Annotated in this window: 24 protein-coding genes; 15 read left to right on the top strand and 9 right to left on the bottom strand. The window is 33.4% G+C overall.

Features of this window, described 5'->3' with window-relative positions:
* Positions 1-80: 80 nt before the first annotated feature.
* Positions 81-560: a hypothetical protein gene (locus JMM81_RS10870; protein WP_256241598.1), complete on the bottom strand. Its 480-nt coding sequence runs from the start codon at positions 558-560 to the stop codon at positions 81-83.
* 554 nt (positions 561-1,114) lie between these two features.
* Here JMM81_RS10870 and JMM81_RS10865 point away from each other — a divergent pair.
* Positions 1,115-1,399, top strand: coding sequence for a DUF4183 domain-containing protein (locus tag JMM81_RS10865; RefSeq protein ID WP_256241597.1), 285 nt, complete (start codon positions 1,115-1,117; stop codon positions 1,397-1,399).
* Between the two features lie 187 nt (positions 1,400-1,586).
* On the opposite strand, the gene JMM81_RS10860 is transcribed toward JMM81_RS10865, so the two are convergent.
* Positions 1,587-1,970: a DUF4183 domain-containing protein gene (locus JMM81_RS10860; protein ID WP_256241609.1), complete on the bottom strand. Its 384-nt coding sequence runs from the start codon at positions 1,968-1,970 to the stop codon at positions 1,587-1,589.
* A gap of 965 nt (positions 1,971-2,935) precedes the next feature.
* Between JMM81_RS10860 and JMM81_RS10855 the strand changes: the two genes are divergently transcribed.
* From JMM81_RS10855 to JMM81_RS10840, 4 genes are all read left to right on the top strand, one after another.
* Entirely contained in the window at positions 2,936-3,274 is a 339-nt protein-coding gene (locus JMM81_RS10855) for a hypothetical protein (RefSeq protein ID WP_256241596.1), read from the top strand.
* A gap of 271 nt (positions 3,275-3,545) precedes the next feature.
* The gene (locus tag JMM81_RS10850) at positions 3,546-3,875 is read left to right on the top strand and encodes a hypothetical protein (protein WP_256241595.1); all 330 of its coding nucleotides are present in this window, start codon (positions 3,546-3,548) and stop codon (positions 3,873-3,875) included.
* 115 nt (positions 3,876-3,990) lie between these two features.
* Complete coding sequence (locus JMM81_RS10845) at positions 3,991-4,152, top strand: hypothetical protein (RefSeq protein WP_256241594.1); 162 nt, start codon at positions 3,991-3,993, stop codon at positions 4,150-4,152.
* A gap of 559 nt (positions 4,153-4,711) precedes the next feature.
* Positions 4,712-5,749 (top strand): hypothetical protein, encoded by a 1,038-nt coding sequence (locus tag JMM81_RS10840; RefSeq protein ID WP_256241593.1) that lies wholly within the window; start codon positions 4,712-4,714, stop codon positions 5,747-5,749.
* Positions 5,750-6,616: 867 nt separating this feature from the next.
* Here JMM81_RS10840 and JMM81_RS10835 read toward each other — a convergent pair.
* Positions 6,617-7,186, bottom strand: a complete 570-nt coding sequence (locus tag JMM81_RS10835; RefSeq protein ID WP_256241592.1) for a hypothetical protein — start codon at positions 7,184-7,186, stop codon at positions 6,617-6,619.
* Positions 7,187-7,398: 212 nt separating this feature from the next.
* Between JMM81_RS10835 and JMM81_RS10830 the strand changes: the two genes are divergently transcribed.
* Complete coding sequence (locus JMM81_RS10830) at positions 7,399-7,872, top strand: hypothetical protein (protein WP_256241591.1); 474 nt, start codon at positions 7,399-7,401, stop codon at positions 7,870-7,872.
* Positions 7,873-8,962: 1,090 nt separating this feature from the next.
* Positions 8,963-9,511, top strand: coding sequence for a recombinase family protein (locus JMM81_RS10825; protein WP_256241590.1), 549 nt, complete (start codon positions 8,963-8,965; stop codon positions 9,509-9,511).
* On the opposite strand, the gene JMM81_RS10820 is transcribed toward JMM81_RS10825, so the two are convergent.
* From JMM81_RS10820 to JMM81_RS10810, 3 genes are all read right to left on the bottom strand, one after another.
* Positions 9,506-9,664, bottom strand: a complete 159-nt coding sequence (locus tag JMM81_RS10820; RefSeq protein WP_256241589.1) for a hypothetical protein — start codon at positions 9,662-9,664, stop codon at positions 9,506-9,508. The two genes, JMM81_RS10825 and JMM81_RS10820, sit on opposite strands and share 6 nt — an antisense overlap.
* Positions 9,665-9,914: 250 nt before the next feature.
* Positions 9,915-10,259, bottom strand: coding sequence for a hypothetical protein (locus JMM81_RS10815; protein ID WP_256241588.1), 345 nt, complete (start codon positions 10,257-10,259; stop codon positions 9,915-9,917).
* Between the two features lie 49 nt (positions 10,260-10,308).
* Entirely contained in the window at positions 10,309-10,641 is a 333-nt protein-coding gene (locus JMM81_RS10810; RefSeq protein WP_256241587.1) for a hypothetical protein, read from the bottom strand.
* A gap of 493 nt (positions 10,642-11,134) precedes the next feature.
* Between JMM81_RS10810 and JMM81_RS10805 the strand changes: the two genes are divergently transcribed.
* The 5 genes from JMM81_RS10805 (at position 11,135) to JMM81_RS10785 (ending at position 14,736) form a co-directional block, all read left to right on the top strand.
* Positions 11,135-12,121, top strand: a complete 987-nt coding sequence (locus tag JMM81_RS10805) for a replication initiation protein (protein WP_256241586.1) — start codon at positions 11,135-11,137, stop codon at positions 12,119-12,121.
* Between the two features lie 290 nt (positions 12,122-12,411).
* Positions 12,412-13,020: a MerR family transcriptional regulator gene (locus JMM81_RS10800; protein ID WP_256241585.1), complete on the top strand. Its 609-nt coding sequence runs from the start codon at positions 12,412-12,414 to the stop codon at positions 13,018-13,020.
* A gap of 147 nt (positions 13,021-13,167) precedes the next feature.
* On the top strand, positions 13,168-13,323 hold the full coding sequence (locus tag JMM81_RS10795; RefSeq protein WP_256241584.1) for a hypothetical protein: 156 nt from the start codon (positions 13,168-13,170) through the stop codon (positions 13,321-13,323).
* A 689-nt stretch (positions 13,324-14,012) separates the two neighbouring features.
* Positions 14,013-14,321 carry a hypothetical protein gene (locus JMM81_RS10790; RefSeq protein ID WP_256241583.1) on the top strand — a complete coding sequence of 103 codons (309 nt, stop codon included), beginning with the start codon at positions 14,013-14,015 and terminating at the stop codon, positions 14,319-14,321.
* A gap of 70 nt (positions 14,322-14,391) precedes the next feature.
* Positions 14,392-14,736: a hypothetical protein gene (locus tag JMM81_RS10785; protein WP_256241582.1), complete on the top strand. Its 345-nt coding sequence runs from the start codon at positions 14,392-14,394 to the stop codon at positions 14,734-14,736.
* Positions 14,737-15,340: 604 nt separating this feature from the next.
* Here JMM81_RS10785 and JMM81_RS10780 read toward each other — a convergent pair.
* The 3 genes from JMM81_RS10780 to JMM81_RS10770 all read right to left on the bottom strand — a co-directional run bounded on the left by JMM81_RS10780 (position 15,341) and on the right by JMM81_RS10770 (position 18,593).
* A complete protein-coding gene (locus JMM81_RS10780) occupies positions 15,341-15,904 on the bottom strand; it encodes a CBO0543 family protein (RefSeq protein WP_256241581.1) in 564 nt (187 codons plus the stop codon).
* Between the two features lie 1,876 nt (positions 15,905-17,780).
* The gene (locus tag JMM81_RS10775) at positions 17,781-18,182 is read right to left on the bottom strand and encodes a hypothetical protein (protein ID WP_256241580.1); all 402 of its coding nucleotides are present in this window, start codon (positions 18,180-18,182) and stop codon (positions 17,781-17,783) included.
* Between the two features lie 135 nt (positions 18,183-18,317).
* Positions 18,318-18,593 carry a hypothetical protein gene (locus JMM81_RS10770; RefSeq protein WP_256241579.1) on the bottom strand — a complete coding sequence of 92 codons (276 nt, stop codon included), beginning with the start codon at positions 18,591-18,593 and terminating at the stop codon, positions 18,318-18,320.
* Positions 18,594-19,147: 554 nt separating this feature from the next.
* On the opposite strand from JMM81_RS10770, the gene JMM81_RS10765 reads away from it, so the two are divergent.
* The 3 genes from JMM81_RS10765 (at position 19,148) to JMM81_RS10755 (ending at position 21,036) form a co-directional block, all read left to right on the top strand.
* Positions 19,148-19,495 carry a hypothetical protein gene (locus tag JMM81_RS10765; protein WP_256241578.1) on the top strand — a complete coding sequence of 116 codons (348 nt, stop codon included), beginning with the start codon at positions 19,148-19,150 and terminating at the stop codon, positions 19,493-19,495.
* Between the two features lie 519 nt (positions 19,496-20,014).
* Entirely contained in the window at positions 20,015-20,491 is a 477-nt protein-coding gene (locus tag JMM81_RS10760; RefSeq protein ID WP_256241577.1) for a hypothetical protein, read from the top strand.
* Positions 20,492-20,913: 422 nt separating this feature from the next.
* The gene (locus tag JMM81_RS10755; RefSeq protein WP_256241576.1) at positions 20,914-21,036 is read left to right on the top strand and encodes a hypothetical protein; all 123 of its coding nucleotides are present in this window, start codon (positions 20,914-20,916) and stop codon (positions 21,034-21,036) included.
* Positions 21,037-21,210 lie beyond the last annotated feature (174 nt).

Below are 21,210 nucleotides of genomic sequence, written 5' to 3'. Positions count from 1 at the left end.
TCCATCTTATATGATGTGCTCTTTTTTTATTTTATCTAATGTATGAATTTACTTAATAGCTTACATTCAATGACTTACGTTCATATATTTATCCTGCTAAAAGATTTCTTTTCTAGTTTACATATCCATCTATAATAGACTAACAAGATCAGAAACAGAATAGGATTGGATACTACTGAATAACAAAATTTCCACCATCCATAAGAAAAATATCCCCAAGGTTCAGGAAGCAATACAATTATTTCATAAAGTAAAATACCGATTATCCAAAAGGAAAAATAGCGAACTTTTTGAGTAATTGTACTTTTAAAAGGATACCAATTTAGAAACATCATATTAACAGGTGGAATTAATGCGAGATGGGCAGGTAATCCTTCCCAATCTATATCTTTTGTAAAATACCAGTAACCACCAAATTTTAAATCTACAAAAATATCAAAAGTCTGTTGAAACACAATTGTAAATAACCAAATATGAATAATTTGGTTGGGTGTTAGATTCTTATTTGTTTTAAAGGCGATGATATTAAATAAGATGATTGAAATAATAAGTCCGATCATAACAGTCTCCCTTTTTATTTTTTAAATTATTGTAGAATACTGGAAATATTTTGCCAAGGAGAAATGGTGATATGTAAATAATTACCACTAATTTTCTTGAGTTTTGGCTAATGTATGAATTTGTTTAAAATCATACATTTGGATATTTTCAGGGGGATTTCTTTTCTAACTAAACAAGTGTCTTTAACGTTTGTCCAACGTACTGCATACAATACTTCTGAACGTTCATTATTATTCCCCCTTAGAGATTGACTGTAGAAAGTCAGTCTCTTTGATGTAAGAAAATATGTAAAATCGTACTTTCGTTATTTTTAGTGGTTACTCATCGTCGTGTATGTAGCTACCAGGTTTTTTTCAGAAGCTGGAAACGTTGATTTATGAACGATTTATAAAATCCTTCATAAACAATAAAAATGGATATTAAATCATTTGCCGTTTCCAAATTAGTACTATGAAATAAAATAATTAAAGGGGTATGGATAAGCCCTTTAAGATTTCCACTAACAAAAGCCGTATAACCACATATTTGAAAGAGAAAGGAGTGAATTATAAAAATGGCAATAATTAAACCTTTTATGGGCTCAAGAAAGTTTAATGCAACAATAGGAGATGGTACAGGTACTGGTGCGACGTTTGCAATTGCTGCCACAACCTTTACGGACGATACTGGTGCAGCTGCAACAGCATTTCCAGGGTCGTTTGCTTATTATGTTTTATATATAAATGCTCAGATTCAAACATCCGATACTTCAACCACTACTACTACCGATATAACTATTCCGGATGGCGATGTACTTGATCCTGCGACTCCGGTTCTTGTGGAATTTGTAGTCAACTAATATTTACTAGAATATAATATCAACAAGTCAATATTGGGATTAAAACTGCTTAGAATACGAAAAAGATCCTTTCGCTTTTAAAAGGGTCTTTTTGTATATGTTATTGGAACCTCAATATGTTGATTGTCGAAATTTTGGTCACTGGATGAGGAATCAATGAGAAAACGATATATAGTGAATTTTTTCTTTAGCCCCCATAAATTATTACAAATTGAAGAATAATAGGGGATCCTGATAGGGGTAAGTCGTTAGAAGTGAATGTAAGTTTTCCCTGTTCTACGATGTAATTTATATTTGGCTGTAATATTCCATTTATAAATAAGTTTACATAAGATACGCTGTTTGGATTGAGAATCCCAGAGCTTCCGTATTTTGACACTCCATCTTGATTGGTATAAATCCTTTTTATACCGTCTGAGATTGTAGTATATTGAAAAGTTTTCACCTCTAAAATGTTAATCGGTTTTGGTTTTTCCCTCGCTGGATAAATATTTGGACAACCCCTTGGTGGAATTGGTGATAAACAAATATTTTTATTATACAGTCTTGTCTTATTTTGTTGCTGGTACATACTACGATAATGGATTGATTTCTTAGTCATAACTTGCTATTAATTCCTCCTTTTTGGATAATGATGCCCCCAAAGCCTCTGTATTTGATTTGTATCTCTCTTATACTTTTATATTCATTTCTTTTAGTTCAGGTATGGATTCTCAATAAAAAAGGAACACATGTAAGATAACTTCCTTTTTGAACTAAATGTTGTTAGTTAAAAAGCAAAGGCTGCTGAAGATTAAACCTTTCGGAGGTTTTCTTGTTATAAGGTCAATTATGTTAATGGCCTTAAGCTCATATTAAGTAGCTTAAGCCACTTTTTTCGAATGTGTGAAAATAAACAAATTCGCATATTCAATAAATGCTACTGTCTAAAATATATATAACTTATTGGACATCAACTTTAGACCAACTTTTATACATGTTGTGAGGGATAAACCTCCCGAGATAATGTGCGTTTTTCGACTGTCCAAAACTTACAACTTCTAGACATCTATAAAACGTTCGTTTTATAGACACTCAAAAATACATAACGAATGAATCAAGACCTAAAACTGTTAGATATCATCATAAAATTAAATATTTCCCTCGATTGGGATTAGTGCCCGAACCATATATTTTTTAATTAATTCACTAATCAATATAGAGCTATGTATAAAAGGAACTAAGGATAAGAAAAGGTGTGATGAATATGTCATCTAGTCATAACAGGGGTAGAGTCACATGCCCATCAAGCTAAGAGTTTATACTTCTCCCCAAGAACGATATTTGGGAATTTCTTTGTAACAAAAAAATCCTATTCTATCGTTTTTGGGGTTGATCTGTTTTCTTAACTTGATGGGTATGTGACTCTCTCCCTTAAATAAAAAATTTTTATTAAATAAAGAAGAAGAAGAAGAGGTTTTACTTCATTCCGAATTAATTTCTTTCTTGCTTTCTAAAGACATATCCTTAGAAGACGCAAAAACTTTTGAAAAGCGTTTGACTGAAGAAGGAGTAACAGGATATACGAATGATGATGTGATTGAAGCTATTGGTCTGTCTTTGCAGGACTTTGTAGATGGTGTTTGTAACTTGCCTTATCTGTCGGCTGTGAGAAAACTAAAATATATCCTAGATAGTAAAACAACGGCAGTAGGTAAAAAAAATAAGTCTAATAAATTTCGAGATAAGAAGGTTACAAGAAAAGAGAAGCTCCCTAACTGGTTTAAAGAGAATGAAAAAAGAGATGTTCAAGATGAACCGTCCTTATCTACTCCAACAGATCCTGAACAAAAGAAACAAGAAATTGAACGGATGCTTCAGCAGTTACGAGATTGAAAACTCACAGCATATAGTCATATAAAAGACAATCTATGACGATTGCCGTTGATGCTTTGGAAGAAATGGCTTCTAACCAAAAAACTCCTGCTATGGCTCGAGCAAGTGCAGCCAGGATCACCCCGTAAAGGTCTATTGCGTTTCATATTGATTCAGTAATGCCTTTTTAAAAATAAATTTTTAAAAAGGCTATCTGAATAGGACAAGCATCCTCTCGATATCAGTGACCAAGCATATCATATAGTAGTTTTTACAGAAAGGAGGGAACCACATGTGTAATCTTTGTCATGATAAAAAGGATAAAAAATGGAAAAAGGCAAAAAAAGATGCAGAAGACCTTTTGCTTTTTCTACAAGAACAGGAACAACAACAGGAACAACAACAGGCTCAGGCACAAGCACAAGCTCAAACAGTCACTGATACTGATACAGTCAATAACGAGGTTAACAATGATGCAAAGCAAGAAGTTAATGTCAATATTGATTTGGATTTCTTGATTGTCATTATCATCATTCTTTTTGGATATGGTAGCGACAAAAAATCACTAAAAGAAGATGACATTGCTAAAGCTATGGCGATGGTTAAATCGTTTAAAAACTAAATGAGGTTAATCTGGAAGGAGAAGCAAATGTGTTTCTCCTTTCACTTTTTTCGGGAAAGTCGGCAGGACCAAAAGAAATAAAGGCTTAGTCTGGTTTGGAGCAAACATTGAAGATTTGAGAAAATATAAAACCAAAGAAGAATTGAAGCTTGCAAAAGAAAATAGAGAATTAAATTTTCATATAAAAAGAAATTATGAAAGATATAAAGCGATAAAAAACGGAGCGTTTTTAGCAATCGGAGCAACATTAATTTACTTATCCCTCTTCCTTTTATAGTTCCAAAAGGTGTGGTTTTGGTCAATATTGTAGGCTGTCTTTTGTATATTTGGAAATAAAATACATGCTACGACCCAAAATTACATGTATCTCGGTTGAATCCCAAGAAAGGCCGGGCATGCAGATCAAAACTATTTTTTATGGTACAAATGAAAAAAACCACAACGCTGGAAACGAAGTGGCTCTTCATTGGAATACCGACAAGTCAATTATATCATAAAAAGGGACTGGATCTCACCGTCCTATTTTTAATGTAGTATTGAATTGCTAGAGTTAAAAGTTTACAATTAATCCAACAATTAAATGATCGGATAAAAGCAAAAGAGCCTTAAAGCGTTTATAAGTAGGACGGCAATCCTCTTATAACGTCAGTCGTGACTACACCACGACAAACACCTGCTCAAGACCCTTATCTGCTATATTATGCATTTATTTTAAGTGATAATGTAGTTTTTTTCAAGAGGGATCTACTGTCTAATTTTGTAGAGCGTTGTTTGTCGTAGATTTTTTACGATGGGCAGCGTTCTTTTTGTTTTCCGAAAAAGGGAGACGATGAAAAATGACTAATAACCAAAATACTAATGTAGAAGAATTACAAAGGATTGTCATAAAAGAAGAGTTAATGGCATTGATCGAGACTTACTACGGTAATAAAAATGGAATCCATATGAGAGCAGCCTTTCTTAACAATTTAATTTTTTGGCAGGGAATTCAATTAAAAACCGATAAAAAGCAAAAGCAAAAAATCGAAAAGGCAATTGTGCATAATGTTAGCCCAAAGTCAATTGAGAAAATGAAAACTGCCTATCGAAATGGATGGTTTTATAAAACGGCTGAGGATCACACTATCGAATTAATGGGATTTTGTTCACCATCATCTATCAGCAGAATGAATAAAGAATTTAAAGAACAAGGGTGGATTGAATTAGGGAAAAACCCTGATCCAAAGTTTAAATATGATAAATCTACATGGTATCGTTTGAACCTCGAAAAAATAAATGAAGACCTTAACAAATTGGGCTATCACTTGGATGGTTTTAAGGTTGTTCATATAAAAAGCGAGGATAAACCCGCACCACAATCGAACTTTCATGGTGAAAGATCGAACTTTCATGGTGAAAGATCGAACTTTCATGGTGAAAGTTCGATCTGCCATGATGGCAGAGCAATAACAGAAGGTATTACAGAAAGTGTTTCAGAAAGTCCTACAAAAAGTGTGTGTAACGAAGAAGCCGAAATTATCACTTTACTGGAAAAAAGATCAGACATAGATCCACACACACACGCAAAGATTATAAAATTATTAAATATCGTGAAAACAAGACCAACATTCACGCACTCTATTTTTGTAGATACGTTAAATTTAGTAGATTTTGAAATTGACGATATAAGTTATTTTAAAGCAGCTATCAAAGGGAATCTTAAAAAAGGATATGTACATCCAGCAACAGATAAGGCACCTAATGGATCAGCAAAAAAAGAAATTATTCCTGATTGGTTTGACGAAACAAAACAAACAACACCAGTTGCACACGTAGAGAACGTTTCAGATCAAAAAGCAGAAATTGAACGGATGCTTCAGGAGTTACGAGATTAAAAACTAGCTCACAACATATAAGCGCATAGATTTACTTATACGTGGTAAATAAGAGCAATCTACCCATTAGCTTGTTATAGTTCCGTTTAAATACCTATGAGGATCATCAGATTGCTATATTTAGCGTTTGAATTTTAAAATAATAGCTAATTATAGCCAAATATAAAATAAGCTCAAATAGGAACTTTATAGGCTTATCCTAGTTGCATATTTAAAATAATGATATGTTTTGTAATTTATTCATTGTACTAATAACACATATTATTTGAACGTAAAAAAGCTACATGTTTTACCTTTTTTACCGAAAAACTTTTGGGGGTACAGGCAGCATTTCTGCAAAATTGTACGTTAAGGATATAAACGTTGATATAAAAGGGATCTTCCACTAATGGTAGTTTTTGATACTTGCACTCGTTTGTTAAAATTCTCTTAAATCAAAAAAGGTTACTAGAAAAAAAGATATTACCACAACAGAATGTTTTTGCCCTTTGAGTCTCGATATACTCCTGAGAGCTTCATATTTTCTTTTTAAACGACTCATTTTGATTTTGTTTATAAAAAGTAAGGGGCAACCTTAAAAACGCGTAGAGGACAATTTATGAGCATAATGTAACTTTGCTACTAAGAGTAAGGTTACCTTTTTATTAAATACATCTTAAAACTATTGAATATTGCTGATCTGGTAGCAAAGATACTACACTCACTTTATTTTCACTTGATGGCTGTAAAAACTGATAGAAAAAATGCTGTTTCGATTGCAAGCAGATCGAAATTATTAAAAAGAGCAGAATTTAGAATGGATAAACAAATAAAAAAGGCATCCAATCGGACACCTAAAACAGTTAATTTATCACATCATTCATTGTGTTAAATTCCTCTGTTTTTCCGTACATACTCAATCATTGAAAACATGATCTGTTCTTCCAATGCTTCAAAATTCTTATCCAGCAACAATCGCTGCCCTTCAAATTTAAACGCTTCTAGTAAGTAGGGTATTCGTGGCTTACTATATTCTTGACTGTTCGAGATACATCGCTGCCACACTTCTTTTTCTAATTCTTTTGAATACTTTTTATGCTGAATACACTCTCGAACCAACGACTTCTTTATTTCTATAAAACCTTCAAATAGGTTCTTTCTAGCTAATTCTCTCCACATTTCCGCACGTATCTGATCCTTCACTTCATCAGTTACAACGATTGTTGTATGATCATCGTTTATTCCTTTTGCAATCATTGTTGTATAGGATTCAGGCAATCGCTGTTGGATAAACGCTCTCAATTCTCTTTCGGGGATCTGCCACCCTTCTTTACGAGAAGTAGGGGCAATCCCTTTCATCACACCTGTTCGCAACCATCTTCTGATACTTTCTTTATGCGTTGTGATCTTATTTTCTTTTAATATTTCAAAAGCTTCATCCACATTGTACGTTCTCATCTATATACACCCCTAATACAACAAATGTTTTGTTAAGTTTATTATACAACAATTGTTGTATAATGGTCTATATAAAACTAGTATTGTATTAAGAGATTAGTCGGAGGATGCTGTTTTGCTCCTCAATCGGGACAGATTGTTAAGAAAGAATAGAAATGAGAGAGGTTGGAAGTATATTAATAAAATTGGGTTAGAAGTGGAGGTTTATTCATTTGTATAAAATATTGGTATCGTTCATTCTTTTGTTCATGATAACTTCTCAACAAACTGTTTTAGCATCTCCAATGACATTTGAAGATTGTTTGACACAACTTAACAATGAAATACAAAAAGATATTAAAAATAGTTTCCCTTTGTTAAAGCAAATCGAAAAGAAAAGCAATGAATATTCTTACGACGACATAAGTGAAATGATGTTAGATTTAAGAAAAAGAAATGAGCATTTAGAGTCTCTAATGGCTCTATTTTATGGTTCGTCCATAGGGGATAGAAAATTAATTATTATAGATAAGAATTTAGATAACTCTTCATCTGGTTACTTATTTTATAAAGAATTAGATGGAACAAACGTATTATTAGAGATAAAAAGAGAAGAAAAAAATTGGAAAGTAATAAATAAACGGAAAGCGCCAGGTAAATATGTAACACTTGAACAAATCAATAAAGAGTGTGTGAAGAAACATTAAATCTTATTCAAGTAAAGGGCGCATTACTGGAATAAGAGTAATGCTTTTTCTTTTTCTAAAATGCTCTTCGAAAGATCCGTTTTTTCTAGAAAAGGAATCCAACGTTTTTTCAAAAGAGTTAGGAAGAGCATAAGGAAAACGTGCTATCACTTTCAGTGCTAGACTAGGCAGGGCCTAGTGTTAGCGTGATATCAAGAAATTTATATTTTGGAACATTTTTGTACCAGTTTTTTAGCCGTTTGGTACAAAACTGTTCCACGCTTTTTATATCATTGGTACACATTTGTACCAAACTTTGCATCTATGTTTTTAACATAGTGCATCTATGTTTTTAACATAGCGCAATTATACATAGATTAAAAATCGATGTAATTCCGAACCCTAAATGGGTTGATTTGCTAAAGCAAAGTCGTTTGTACCTAACGGATTTTTAGGCAAAATATGATTTTAGGTGTCTAGTAATTAGACACTCATCAAAAAACTTGCAAGCATGAAACAACTAGGCCTTGCCTAGTCTTGTAGCGTAGGTGTAAGCACGTTTTCCTTATGCTCTTCCTAACTATTTTTGCTATTCCCCTGGACTATTCGGTGTTCACTATTCTGCGTTTCCTCGTATAGCTCTCATCTCATTATCATGATTAGCAGTCACTAAAAACAGTGAAAAAAGATGCTTACTTAAAGGCATTTATTTTGTTTCCAGTGTCAAAATGAATGTCAAAATTGATTTTAAAAAAATGGACTTATTTTGACATTAACCAATGTAACAAAATAGATAAACAGATACATAAAACTTCAGTTATTCGGAAGACACAAAAAAGGTGCTGGCATAGTACACCAACACCCAAACCTAAATTTAAAAAAAAGATTAATTTGATTATAAATGAAATCAATTGCAAAGTGTATGAACGTTTAGTGACTATTAAACGCGAATTTATGATGAAAGTTAGAGGTGTGACATATTTTACAAATAGTTATCTCGAATTAAAAGTATCATAACTTAAAAGGTTTTGACACCGTAACAACGATGTAGTAATATCAAGGCATAGGCTAGTGTCATAACTTAGTTCCATAAATAAAAGGAGAATTTACTATGAAATATGGATATGCCCGGGTATCTACTCTACACCAAGATTTAGAAGCTCAGCTTCAAGCATTGGAAAAGGAAGGCTGCGACAAAATTTATGAGGATAAGTTTACTGGAACGAAAACAGATCGCCCGAACTTCAATAAGGTATTGGAGGAATTAAAAGAGGGAGACACCTTGGTTGTTACCAAACTAGACCGTTTTGCCAGGACAACTGCAGACGGAATTAATACCATAAAGTCATTGTTTGAACATGGGGTAAAGGTTCATGTTTTAAATATGGGATTAGTCGAGGATACATCAACAGGGCGACTTATATTAAATGTGATGTTATCTTTTGCAGAATTTGAAAGGGATATGATTGTGGAACGTACTCAAGAAGGCAAAGCAATAGCAAAGCAAAAGCCAGATTTTAGAGAGGGCAGACCCAAAAAGTACGGAAAAAAGCAAATTGAACATGCTTTAAAATTGCTAGAAATACAATCTTACAAACAAGTAGAGGAACGGACGGGAATAAGCAAAAGTACACTTATAAGGGCAAAGAAGCGCTTATAAGCGAATAAGTGATTCTTTTATATACTCATCATTAGAACGCTTTAAATCAAGCTGTTCGCTTTCAACTTCAGCTAGAACGAATACCGTGCTTACCTCGAACGCACCTTTATCAAACCTATCTACAACAAGATTTGCAGCGTTATCTAATGACATATTCTCTTTTGCTAAGTTTTGAAAATGTCATAAAACAACTAGATTGAAGTAGGTTACTGTTTTGACAAGAAAAAGCGCATTTTAATTTAGTACTTCACCTCATTGGCGTTATATAAGAGACTTCTTTTTATATTATTGATTTATCTTAAATATAAAATCAAAGAGACTGATTAGAGCCTCTTTGGATAGGGGTGGTGTACATAAAGGGCCCAATATGTAAAGTAGAGCAGCTATGCTTGCAATTTCTACTCTACCGTTTTTTCGGATTAAACAGTCGTATATTATTAGGACTGTTTACATCTCGTCCCGTAAAGGTACTCATCTTTTTATTTGTTAGACCTTCTAATTTTTGAACGGCTATTTGGAATTCCTCATTATCCATTTGTCTCGTCGCAAAGAGGGAACATAAAATGGCGAATCCAATGGCTGTTGTGTCAATATTTACATCAACCTTTAAATCAACATCGGAGTTTCCACTATGGCCAATTGAATTTATACTTTCGTTATCATTGTCAATGATACTTTTTTCGTTGGAACTTACATTTGTTTTTAATTCTGATTCTTCATTCATAAATATTCTTTTTCTTCTTTCCATATTATCACCTTATTTTTAAATAGGTGGGATAAAAATCCCCCACCACCCCTTAAAAGTCTACTTCAACATCAGTATCTTGATCTTGTTCATTGTCCTGATCTTGGTCGGATCTCACACGTGAGTTGCTTCTGCTGTTTAATTTTATATCTACACGAGAGTTACCAGAATTCATGAGTCTAGCACGGGCTACGTTTGTGTTTTTATCAGTATTCCGCACCTCCGCGTCAGCATCAGAATCTACATCTGTTCTATTTTGAATATCAGTTTCGAACTCGCTATCAACATCAATATCTACATCTGTATTGCTGTCATTTCTTCTCCTTTTGGCTGACCCTCTGAAAAAATCTTGATTTCCGTGACGATCACGTTTTCTTCTACTCATCTTTTTCACTCCTTTGCTTGCTTTGATAATAATATATTCAGTTCTCATACTAAAGGCTTGGACATTACACCGAGTTTATTTGCCCTTTTGCGAAAGTAAAGTATAAACAGTGATACAGTCCCATGCCCATTAAGCTAAGGAATCAGGTAGCTGAAACACAGCCGCATCTAAAATCAGAATGCGTTCGAAAACAGAAAGCAAACATATGCTAGAAAATATAAAAATATGATTAATTTCTGTATATATATATTATTTTTAATTTAATTAATTTAATTATATTTAGCAAGGGCTAGACACCAACAGCCCCAAGGGATTCAGGTCTTTATTATGTATAATGCTTCCCTCTATTATGTAGAATCCTTCCTTCTATTATGTAAAACTCTTCTTTTTAATTATGTAATAAATGGTTAAAATACATTATAATGAGTATTAAAAGTTATGTAATACATATAAAAGGGGAAGAAAAATACATAATAGAAAAGGAACTCTGTAAATGAGGAAAAACTTAAAAGAAAAGAATATCAATGCAGAAAACAGCATTAAAAAAAGTAATGAATTGTCGATGGCGAAACTAAATCATGGGTTGAGGTTAAACCAAATGCAGTTATTAGCCTTTGCTATTTTTTGCACTCAAAAAAATGGAGTAACTGAGTTTCATAAAGTAGATTTTGAGAAACAATTTGGTTTAACAAAGTACAATACCATAGATGCTAAAAAGGATTCTGATAAAGTTACAAGTGTAAAGGTTAGCACGGAAGATTTAGAGAATGAAAAGTTTAGGTTTTGGAATGTGTTTTTAGGTGTGGAATACGATAATGGTAAATTTACTTTTGAGTGGTCGCCTAAAATGCTTCCTCACATTTTAGAGTTAAAAGAAAAGTACGTTTCGATTGATTTAACTGTTACAGCAAAATTTAAAAGTGGTTTTAGTTGGATACTGTATGACTATTTAAAAGCTCACTATGGCTATTGGCACAAACCAATTTCAAAGGAAGGGCTTATGAATTTATTTGGTGTGGACGAAAAAAAGACCTATCAACAGAACACAGGAGAATTTAAAAGAGGTGTTCTCGATGTCGCGATCAGCGAGATTAATGAGCATACGGAACTAGAAGTTCGTTACAAAGAAGAAAAAAGAGGCCGTGCAATTGTTGGCTTTGATTTGATTTGGTCCAATGGTAAAACAGTGAAGAGCGCCACTAAAAAGCAAATAAAGGAACTAGGAGCTATTTTGGATGTAGTCTTTGAGGATATATTCAAATTCGTCAATTTGAGAGATGACGATAACCGTCAGCAGGCCATTAACATGGTAAAAAAAATGGAAGAAATGAAAGGTAACATAGAAGAGCCTATCTGTATCACTTATGAGCAGGCTGATGCTTTACTCCAGCAAGCTAGATGGCATCTAATAGAGCTAAATAGATTATTGGAGGAAGATGGGAAACCAAAATTACCATTTTATGATTGGTTGGAGGATTAATAAAACAAATAGAAATGCTTCTCTCGCTTTCAAGATTGCGTCTAGTAGTCTATTTGAAATATCATGAGGTTATTGGTGCAGAAATGAAAAAAATTCGCGTCGTGAGAGAATAATCATGATTAAATCATGGTTATTTGCTATTCGATGTTATTTTGTCGCTATTTGTATAAAGGATAATCATTGGTAAATGGTTAATGAATAATAATAGTAAGTAAAAAACAAGTAGTGATTAATTAATAAATAATGATAAATAACTAATTATAATTATATGTAATAGGCGGTGATTATCGATGACCAAGTATTTAACTATTGCTGAGATTGCAGAACAGGCAGATATTCCGAACAGTTCATGCAGGAGATATTTAGCTAGTTTTGAATCGTTTTTTGTAGTTAAGGGTGGTAGTAGATTAAAAAAGTATGAGCAACAAGCGGTAGATGTTCTGAAACGTATTAAAGACTTGTATGATAATGGAATGGACACTCACGAGATTCATAGCGTATTAGCGAATGAATTCCCACTAGTGATTAGCGGTGATAAACAAGAAGTGAGCAATGAACAAGCAGGAGTATCAACGCTTGCGACCAGCGAGGATATAAACGAGATTAAAAAAGCACTGGATGAGCAACAGAATTTTAATAAGCTGTTACTTGAAAAATTAGAACAGCAAAACTTGTATTACGAGCAGAAGTTTGAAGAATTAAAACAGGACCGAGAACTGATTGGCTCATTAAGGGATAGCATGCAGCAACGACAACTGGAGTCATCTGAGCGTGAAAATAAAACTAGTGAGCAATTCGAGAATATTAATCAGCATCTAGTAGAGATCCAGCAGACAATAAAAGAAACAGCAGTGAGTGAACAGAAAAAGGGATTCTTTCAACGATTATTTAATAAATAATGGTCCGCATTATATAAGACCTGTTTTCTTTTTTATTTACGCTTCTTTCACTAAACCAGCTAATAGGATCTTCGATTGATCCTTAGTCCTAAAAGAATAATACCTCACCTTAGCGGTAACAATAAATATTTGGAAGGAGGGATTATCATGGATAACAAACAAGAACTTCAAGAATGTATTAATGAGTGTGAAAGTGCGCAAAGACACTTAAACAACGCTATGACCAAGATGAACAATGAACGTTTACAACACGCTTCAAAAGACTTGCAAGAGTGCATTAATGAGTGCCGTAGCATGTTGTAATCTTTATGGCCAGCTTTGGACAAATATTAAATCAAAATTTAAACTTTTGTTAACCCCTAAAATAATAGTCTAACTACAATGAATACCCTATACAAATCTAGTTTACATAAAGCCAAATATTGGAAGCTAATAAAAGAGCCAAATCCATGTATACCAAGGGTTTGGCTCTTTTCCGTTTTTTATTGTTTATGCATGATTCTATACATCGTTAGTACATCAAGGTTTTCGGTTTCTTAAGAAACCTCTCAACTGCATAAAAAAAGCTAGTTTTAACAAATAAAAAAGGCCATTCCCTCTAAGCCCTCTTCCTGGTATCGGCCCCACCTACGCCAGATACTGTGACAGCCACGCATGCCATCCAACCCATTATCATTATAATAGAAAACGCTTACATTTTCAAAGATTAATAGAAAACAAGTTTCGACATAAAAATAGCACTCCTTAAGCAAATTTCTACATGAAGAAAGCCGAGTTGTTCTACGCTAAGGAATCACCGGCCTTTATTATTATTGGATAAGAGGGAGCAGAAAATGTAAACTTGCTGCCTTCTTCTTATCAAAGGTGTATTCGTATTCACTAAGAAAATAAAATATCTCCCCTAAAGGGCACATACCTTCGGTGTAATGTCTAAGCTCTTAGTATGAGAACTGCATACGTTATTATTATGACAAGCAAAGGAGTTGAAAAAGATGAGTAGAGGATCATCTAGAAATAGAAGAAATAACAGTAACACAGATGTAAATGTTGATGTTGATACAGATTTCGAAACTGATATTCAAAACAGAACTGACGTAGAGTCTGATGCTGACGCAGAGGTTCGGAATACTGATCAAAACAAAAACGTAGCTAATGCTAGAATAATGAATTCTGGTAACTCTCGTGTGGATATTCGTTTAAACAGCAAAAGCAATGCACGTGTAAGATCTGATCAAGATCAAGACAATGAACAAGATCAAGATATTGATATTGATCTTGATTTAGAAAGAAGATCAAGATAGTGATATTGATTTAGACTTTTAAGGGATGGTGGGGTATTTTATGTCCCACCTATTAAAAAAGGGTGAGAATATGGCTAGAAGAAAAGAAATATTGATACAGGAAGAAGCAGAATTAAGAACACATGTAAATTCTAATGAAAAAAGTATAATTAAAAACGATAATGATAGTATTAATTCTATTGGCCACAGCGGAAACTCAGACGTTGATTTGAAAGTGGATATAAATGTTGACACAACACCAATTGGATTTGCTATTTTATGTTCTCTCCTTGCGACAGAACAAATGAATAATGAACAATTTCAAATTTCTATCCAAAAATTGGAGGAACTAACAAATAGAAAGATGAGCAACTTTTCTGGTCGTGATTTTAACAATCTTACTAATGTACGACTCTTCAATTTAAAAAGACAGTAGAGTAAAGATTGTGAGCACCACTGCTCTACTTTACATATTGGGCCCTTTATGTACACCACCCCTTTTAAAGGAGTCTCATTGAGCCTCTTTGGTGTTTATACTCAGGGGTAGCTCCAACCATTTATCACATTTCCCACGCTAAGGATAAAACCCTTAATAAATAAGGATTTTCTCTAAGACGTTCATTTGAGGAACTTTGTGTAACTGGTTTTTAAACGAAAGTATGATTTTAAATATTTTCATACTTTCATATGTTTGATTTAATTAACTTTCCCGTTTTCGCCCTCTATATTTGAAAGAGAATTAAAAATCATACATTCAAATTCCTTATTGACAAAGGATTCGGAACTCGTTCGGGGAATTGAAGGGAAAGGTTATGAATCATGTAGCTTTATAAAAAGTTTGATCATTTCTGTGATCCTTATTCCATAAAAGCGCCCTTATCTACAGTATGTTTTTCCACTGTATTCAATGTACACAAAGATAAAAGGTGCATTCTATCAGGCTTTTGTCGATAATACTGTAGATAAATGATCAAATTTTATGTTGAAAACAAAGATACCTTTCTATTAAATCGAATAGTATCTACAAAATATTGAATACTTCACTTTTGTTTTAACTCGTCAAAATCCTTGCCTGAAACAAGGAAATATCCAACTAGAAAGATTAAAAAATATATAGGTAATGAAAAAAGGAAGTGCCATTTTATTGTTTTATAAAATCCAAGCCATTCAAACAAAGGTTCACCTATAAATGTACTAAAAAATGAAAAGATGATGGCTTTTAAAATAGGAGAAGTATTTGGTTTTATTTGCACAAGAACAAGAAAAGTAATAGGAAGAAGACTTAAATCCCAGGGCACGAAAGATGGCAAGAACGGAAGTGGTTCATATCGGTAATCCCAATAACCCAATTCTGTTCCAAAAGAATCCAGGAACATCGAAATGAATATGATAAAAAATGCTCCGTATAATAAACGATGCGTGGACTCCTTTTTTCTAAATTTCCACCATAAAATCCAGGGAATGATCGAAAGTATGACACAAAACCACCATTGCCAGGATAAAAACACATATTCAAACCAAATTTCATGATCTTTTTGATCAGCAGAAACTAAAGTTTTATAGACATCATCTATTTTTTTTGCAGCTTCTTCTGGAATAATCATTTTCTCATTCCTTTTATATGAAATCCTCAAATCATTATCACTATATCAAAGGTTTATTTTTATCTAGAATCTTGATAATTATTCAGTAGTCTCCAACCATTGTTGAAAAAAACTATGTATTATTAAGTATTCATAAGATTTTTTTAACATGGAACAATAATCCATATTTCATACATTTCTAGTCAACATAATTCATAACTAACGGAATTTCCCTATCTCAACTTGTTAAAATTTATTGTTTATGCACACTTAAGCGCGCATGTTGACTGCATTAAAAGTGGAGTTTTATGTAACCTCTTATTCCATTAAAGGACCCTTTAATGGAGCAACGTAAAAAACATAAAAATCGAAATTGTAAAACAATATCCAAAGAGAGGATCACCCCCGTTCTATTTCAGAACCCCCTTTGAATATATTTCGCAGCCTAAGGTTTTGGTTGCCTTCATGGCAACCTTTTAGCCTTTGTGGCTAATCGTTTTGAAAACGTAAAATAAATAAAATTAAGTCTTGCAATTCTATCGGCGAATTGCTTAGTGGTACAGACAACATTTAAAGAAAAATGTTGTCTGTACCACTTGAAGAAGAATTGCATAACGCCCTCCCCCCCTTTTTTTTATGCAGCTGTGAGGCTTCTGAAGAAGCCGAAAACGTTGATTCATCAACATTGTATAAAATCATGCAGGATCCATAAAATGACACGCGTTAAAACCTCTTGGGCGCCAAGGGGTTTTGTGTTTCAGAGGTTTCGAAAATTAGTATTATGTAAACTAGATTTGTATATATTATTCATACGATCCTTTGTGCAACTAAATAAGGGGTACGGCAACGATTCATTTCATGTCACAAGCAAATATCTTCCATATAAAGTGTGGATTTTAACAAAAAAACAAACATAACAACAATTATGTATGCTTTTTGATTATTGTATTGTGTGATTTTATCGAAAAACTAAACATAATAGACGAATTAGAAAAAGGAGTTAAATTTCTCATCAAATTTCCTAATAATGTCTTATGACATCAGAAAGAACGAATCGTTGCCGTACCCCAATAAGAGGTAGTTCCGTAAGAGAGCAAAGTTCCTCACTGACAGTAGGTGCAAGTCCATATCTGTTAAAAGTTTAAAATGATTCGGGGATTCCGACATTCACTTAAAGTATACAAAGGAAACAAATAACAAAAAACAACGTTGAGCAACCAGTTATCGCAGATCAACCGGAAAAACAGGAACAAAAAGGATTTCTCCCGTGAACAACTTCATCGTTTGCTCGTATCCCTGCATTTGGGGCATAGCCGAATCGATGTAATCACACGAAATTACATCACACCAAACAATCGATAAATTACGTCATGATGATTTATTAGAAATGCCATGATTGCAGATGTCATCATAGTATTTCTTTCTATTTTTTATATTGTTAACGTAGATAGCGGCCGTGAAATGGTCGGTATGGGTATGGTTGTAGTGGTTGTAATATTTCTGGTTCTGCTGGTGGTGGACCTCCTGGACCTCCTTGCATAACACACTCCCAAAAGCATTCACGAAAGCATATCATATTCCCTCTACACCACGTTATACAAAAACCTTCACAAGGTTCAACATTCCCCGGTTGATTCATAATTATTGGTATTGGAGTTACTCTCCTTCTAAGTCGAGGTGGAATTAATTCTAATATGGAAGGTGGAATTGCTACCAATTGTGTTCTAGTAGGTTGATATTGCTGTTTCTGCCTATAGATATAGGGATAGTATAAGTTCATCGTTTATCCCTCCTTCCAGATAGTCGATAAATCGCGTCACGATGATGTTATTAGAAACGTCATGATTGCAGATGTTATCATGGCGTTTCTTTTTAATGTCGTCCTATTTTAATATTGTTAACGTAGATAGCGGCCGCCAAATGGTTGGTAAGGGTATGGTTGTAGTGGTTGAGGTTGTAGTATTTCTGGTTCTGTCACTTCTGTTGGTGGACCTCCCCAAATAACACAATGCCAATAGCAGGCACCGTAGCATATCGGATTCCCCCATCCACACTCTTTAATACAAAAATCTCCACAATCTTCCAAAGGATTACCCTCAGCCTGACTTATTATTCTTGCTATAACTTGTGGGGTAACATAAGGAGCTAATTCCGATGGTATTGGAGGTACTCTCCTTCTAAGTCGAAGTGGAATTAATTCTAATATGGAAGGTGGAATTGCTACCAATTGTGTCCCTGTAGTTTGATATGATTGATATTGCGGTAGTTGTCTATAAGTATAGGGATTGTATGGGATCATCGTTTATCCCTCCTTTTGTTTTGATCTACTTTAATAATATCCTAATTTTCTCCGAGCAAAGCTTTCTAGTTCGGTAAATCTAATATCCAGTTTGGTAACTGTATCTCCTTTCAATTAGAATTAGAATAAATGGAATTAAACACGTAGACACTCACAATATACTCCTCCACCAGGAGTCTCCCAACATTGTGCAACATCTCCACACTTTCCACTTAAAAACATGTCATTACAATCTGCATCACCTACACAGCTACACTTAAGACCCGTACACTGATATGCAAGGGGTTGAGTTTGAGGAAGAAAAAGTGGATAAAGTGGACGAGGTGGACGAGGACGAGGAATAGGTTGATATTGCTGTCTGAAAGGTGTCCAATAACTAATTGCCTGATTATTGAAATACGGATTTCTCATATTTAATTCACCCTCCCATTTTGGGCTATTAGCTACTATATATTTATGTAATAAATATATGTGTGTATCCGCAAATGTCTTTGCTATATAAGCCTATCTTCAAAAAAAGAGAAAAATCAAAATGGTCAGCTGTTAAATTGATAGCACTTTGTTTTGGAGAATGAGTTTTGTTTTTTAAAAAATAAGTTGTTTATTTAGATTTTAAAAACATCGGAAAATAGCACCAATAACACCCATTAATGGTACTTTCCTTCTATATCAAGAGTTCCAGCTTTATCGTACATTATTTACGAAATGTTGTCTGTACCCCTATTACCGATAATTGCTATTATGTTAACTAGATTTGCATACAACATACATTCCCTCTAACAATTAAAAAGAGGAATATTATGGATCAGACATACACTTAAACCATTTCATTACATACTTTTATTACAGATCTTTATTTTTGTTTCACTGGATACGAATATCATATTGAATGGCTCATATGTGAAAGGGTAATCTCATTCCAAATATCCTAAAATTATATAGATCTAAGAATGGAGGTATAGATATTGTATAATTATCAAGATCTTTATTATAATCCATATACAATGGAAAATCAGAGGCGAGAACTTCGTCAAGCAAAAGGAAAAGTTACTCTATTAAGGGTACATGATGTAGGTACTGGCTATGGACCGTCCCAGGATTTTATTGATGTTGAAGTTGTTTTTTGGCTTGATACTCATCCTAGAATGGCTTTTGGCTTCCAACTTCGCAACGATAAAAATCGCCCAGCTCGCGAGGGAATGCTCTCTTTATTAAGAGAAGCCTTTGAGAACAACTGGACTGTAACTACCGATTACTCCATTGACCCGGGCAAGAAAAATGGTGTAGCTATACGGGTTTGGGCTACAAAATAGATATGTAAGAAACTTGAAACTGGAGTGGATGAAAAACATACCTAAGAATTAAAAAGTAGTTCTTCTGGTTCTCTTTATTTTTTGGGTGATCAAGAGGTTGAGAAATTCCGTGACTGTGGTGAAAAAGGATTTAAAAAAATCCTTTGGTTTAGCCATTATCACATTCGTTATCTTTGTTATTTTATTGGGTAATTAACTTTCAAAAAATTAAATGGTGAACTAAAAAGGGAGTTTTCTACAGAAGTTCTTTCTTGTGCTAACGGGTGCTTTACTTCAATAAACAGCATGAAAGGATCTTCAATCGAAGATCCTTTTTTCATACCTATAACGAACTTTATGTAAACTAGATTTGTATACAGTATTCATTCGATTCTTCAATATATTCTTCAACGATGCAGTTTAGTTCAAGAATATATTCCTAATTTTACTAAGAATACTTTTTTAAAAAAGCATCTTGAAGAATAAAAAAAGTATGTTTAAAGGATACTAATGTATAAATTATACCTTGTGAGGGTTCTTATGATTAGTAAAAGAAAAGTTTTATCATTTTGTACATTAGTTATCCCTTGGTTAACTACTCCATTGCTAGGGAAAAATTCTTTTATTCGCTTTCTTCCAGTCTCAACTTTTATTGGTTATACCTTTAGTTTTTTAAGCGAAATAGCTGATAGACGTAAGTGGTGGAAAGTAAAAAATGCTTTATTTCCAAATTATCGTTTAGATTTCTCTTACCTTTTAGGCTTATTTTTCATAACAACTATTTGGGTATTTAAATTAACATACGGTAGATTTATAAAGTACTTAACATTAAATATGGTACTAGATTATCTTCTTGCATTCCCTATCGTAAAATTTTTCACTAAAATAGGAGTATTCGAATTCAAGAAAATGCGACCTAAACATTTTTACATATTGTCAGTTGTAACAGCAATCGTTATTTATTTTTATCAACTATTAGTGGAACGAACTATTGTAAAAGAGGTAAATAAATATTAGAAGAAGTATTTGGGTTAAAAATAGAACAAAGCATAATTAAAGAATAGTCCTTGTTTCACTAACGGATGCTTTAATTGAACAAACAGCTAAAAGGATCTTCCAGTCGAAGATCCTTTTTCAGTACCTATAACATCGCTTATGTTGACTAGAATGTAAATTTCAGTTATTTAGGGGTACGACCGAGATACGTTTAAAAACAGACCATAGCGTTACATTACTTACCAAATGCTGTTTCCTATGCTATTCCAGTATTTTTGTAAAAGTATTTGGCAATATTGTAGGCTGTCTTTTGTATATTTGGAAATAAAATACATTATATGACCCAAAATTACATGTATCTCGGCTGAACCCCATTTACACCATTCAATAAAAGTTGGATAATAATATTTGAATATTCAAATTAATTATAAGAGGAGGAAAATATGTCCTGTGCTGATTTCGATGATATTAAAACAATTTGTCTAGAATTGTGTAAAGAAACAGAAGATCGTGGTGTTGATACACCTTCTGATGAATTGATGATCTTGCCCTACGATATTGCTTAAATATCAAATTTCTCTTCATACGCGTTTGTAAAAGTACGTTTCTATAAGCAAACGGGTGCTCAATTCAATAACAAAAGGATCTTCGATTGGAAGATCCTTTTGTTATTGTCGATAAGCGTGATTATGTTAAGTGCCTTAAGGCACTCTTTTCAGTGTACGAAGATAATTAAATTC

It is taken from the genome of Bacillus sp. V3B (genome assembly GCF_024494465.1).
Lineage (GTDB): Bacteria > Bacillota > Bacilli > Bacillales > Cytobacillaceae > Bacillus_BD.
Note: the sequence above shows the minus strand (reverse complement) of the source record. Positions and strands in the feature narration are given on the sequence as shown.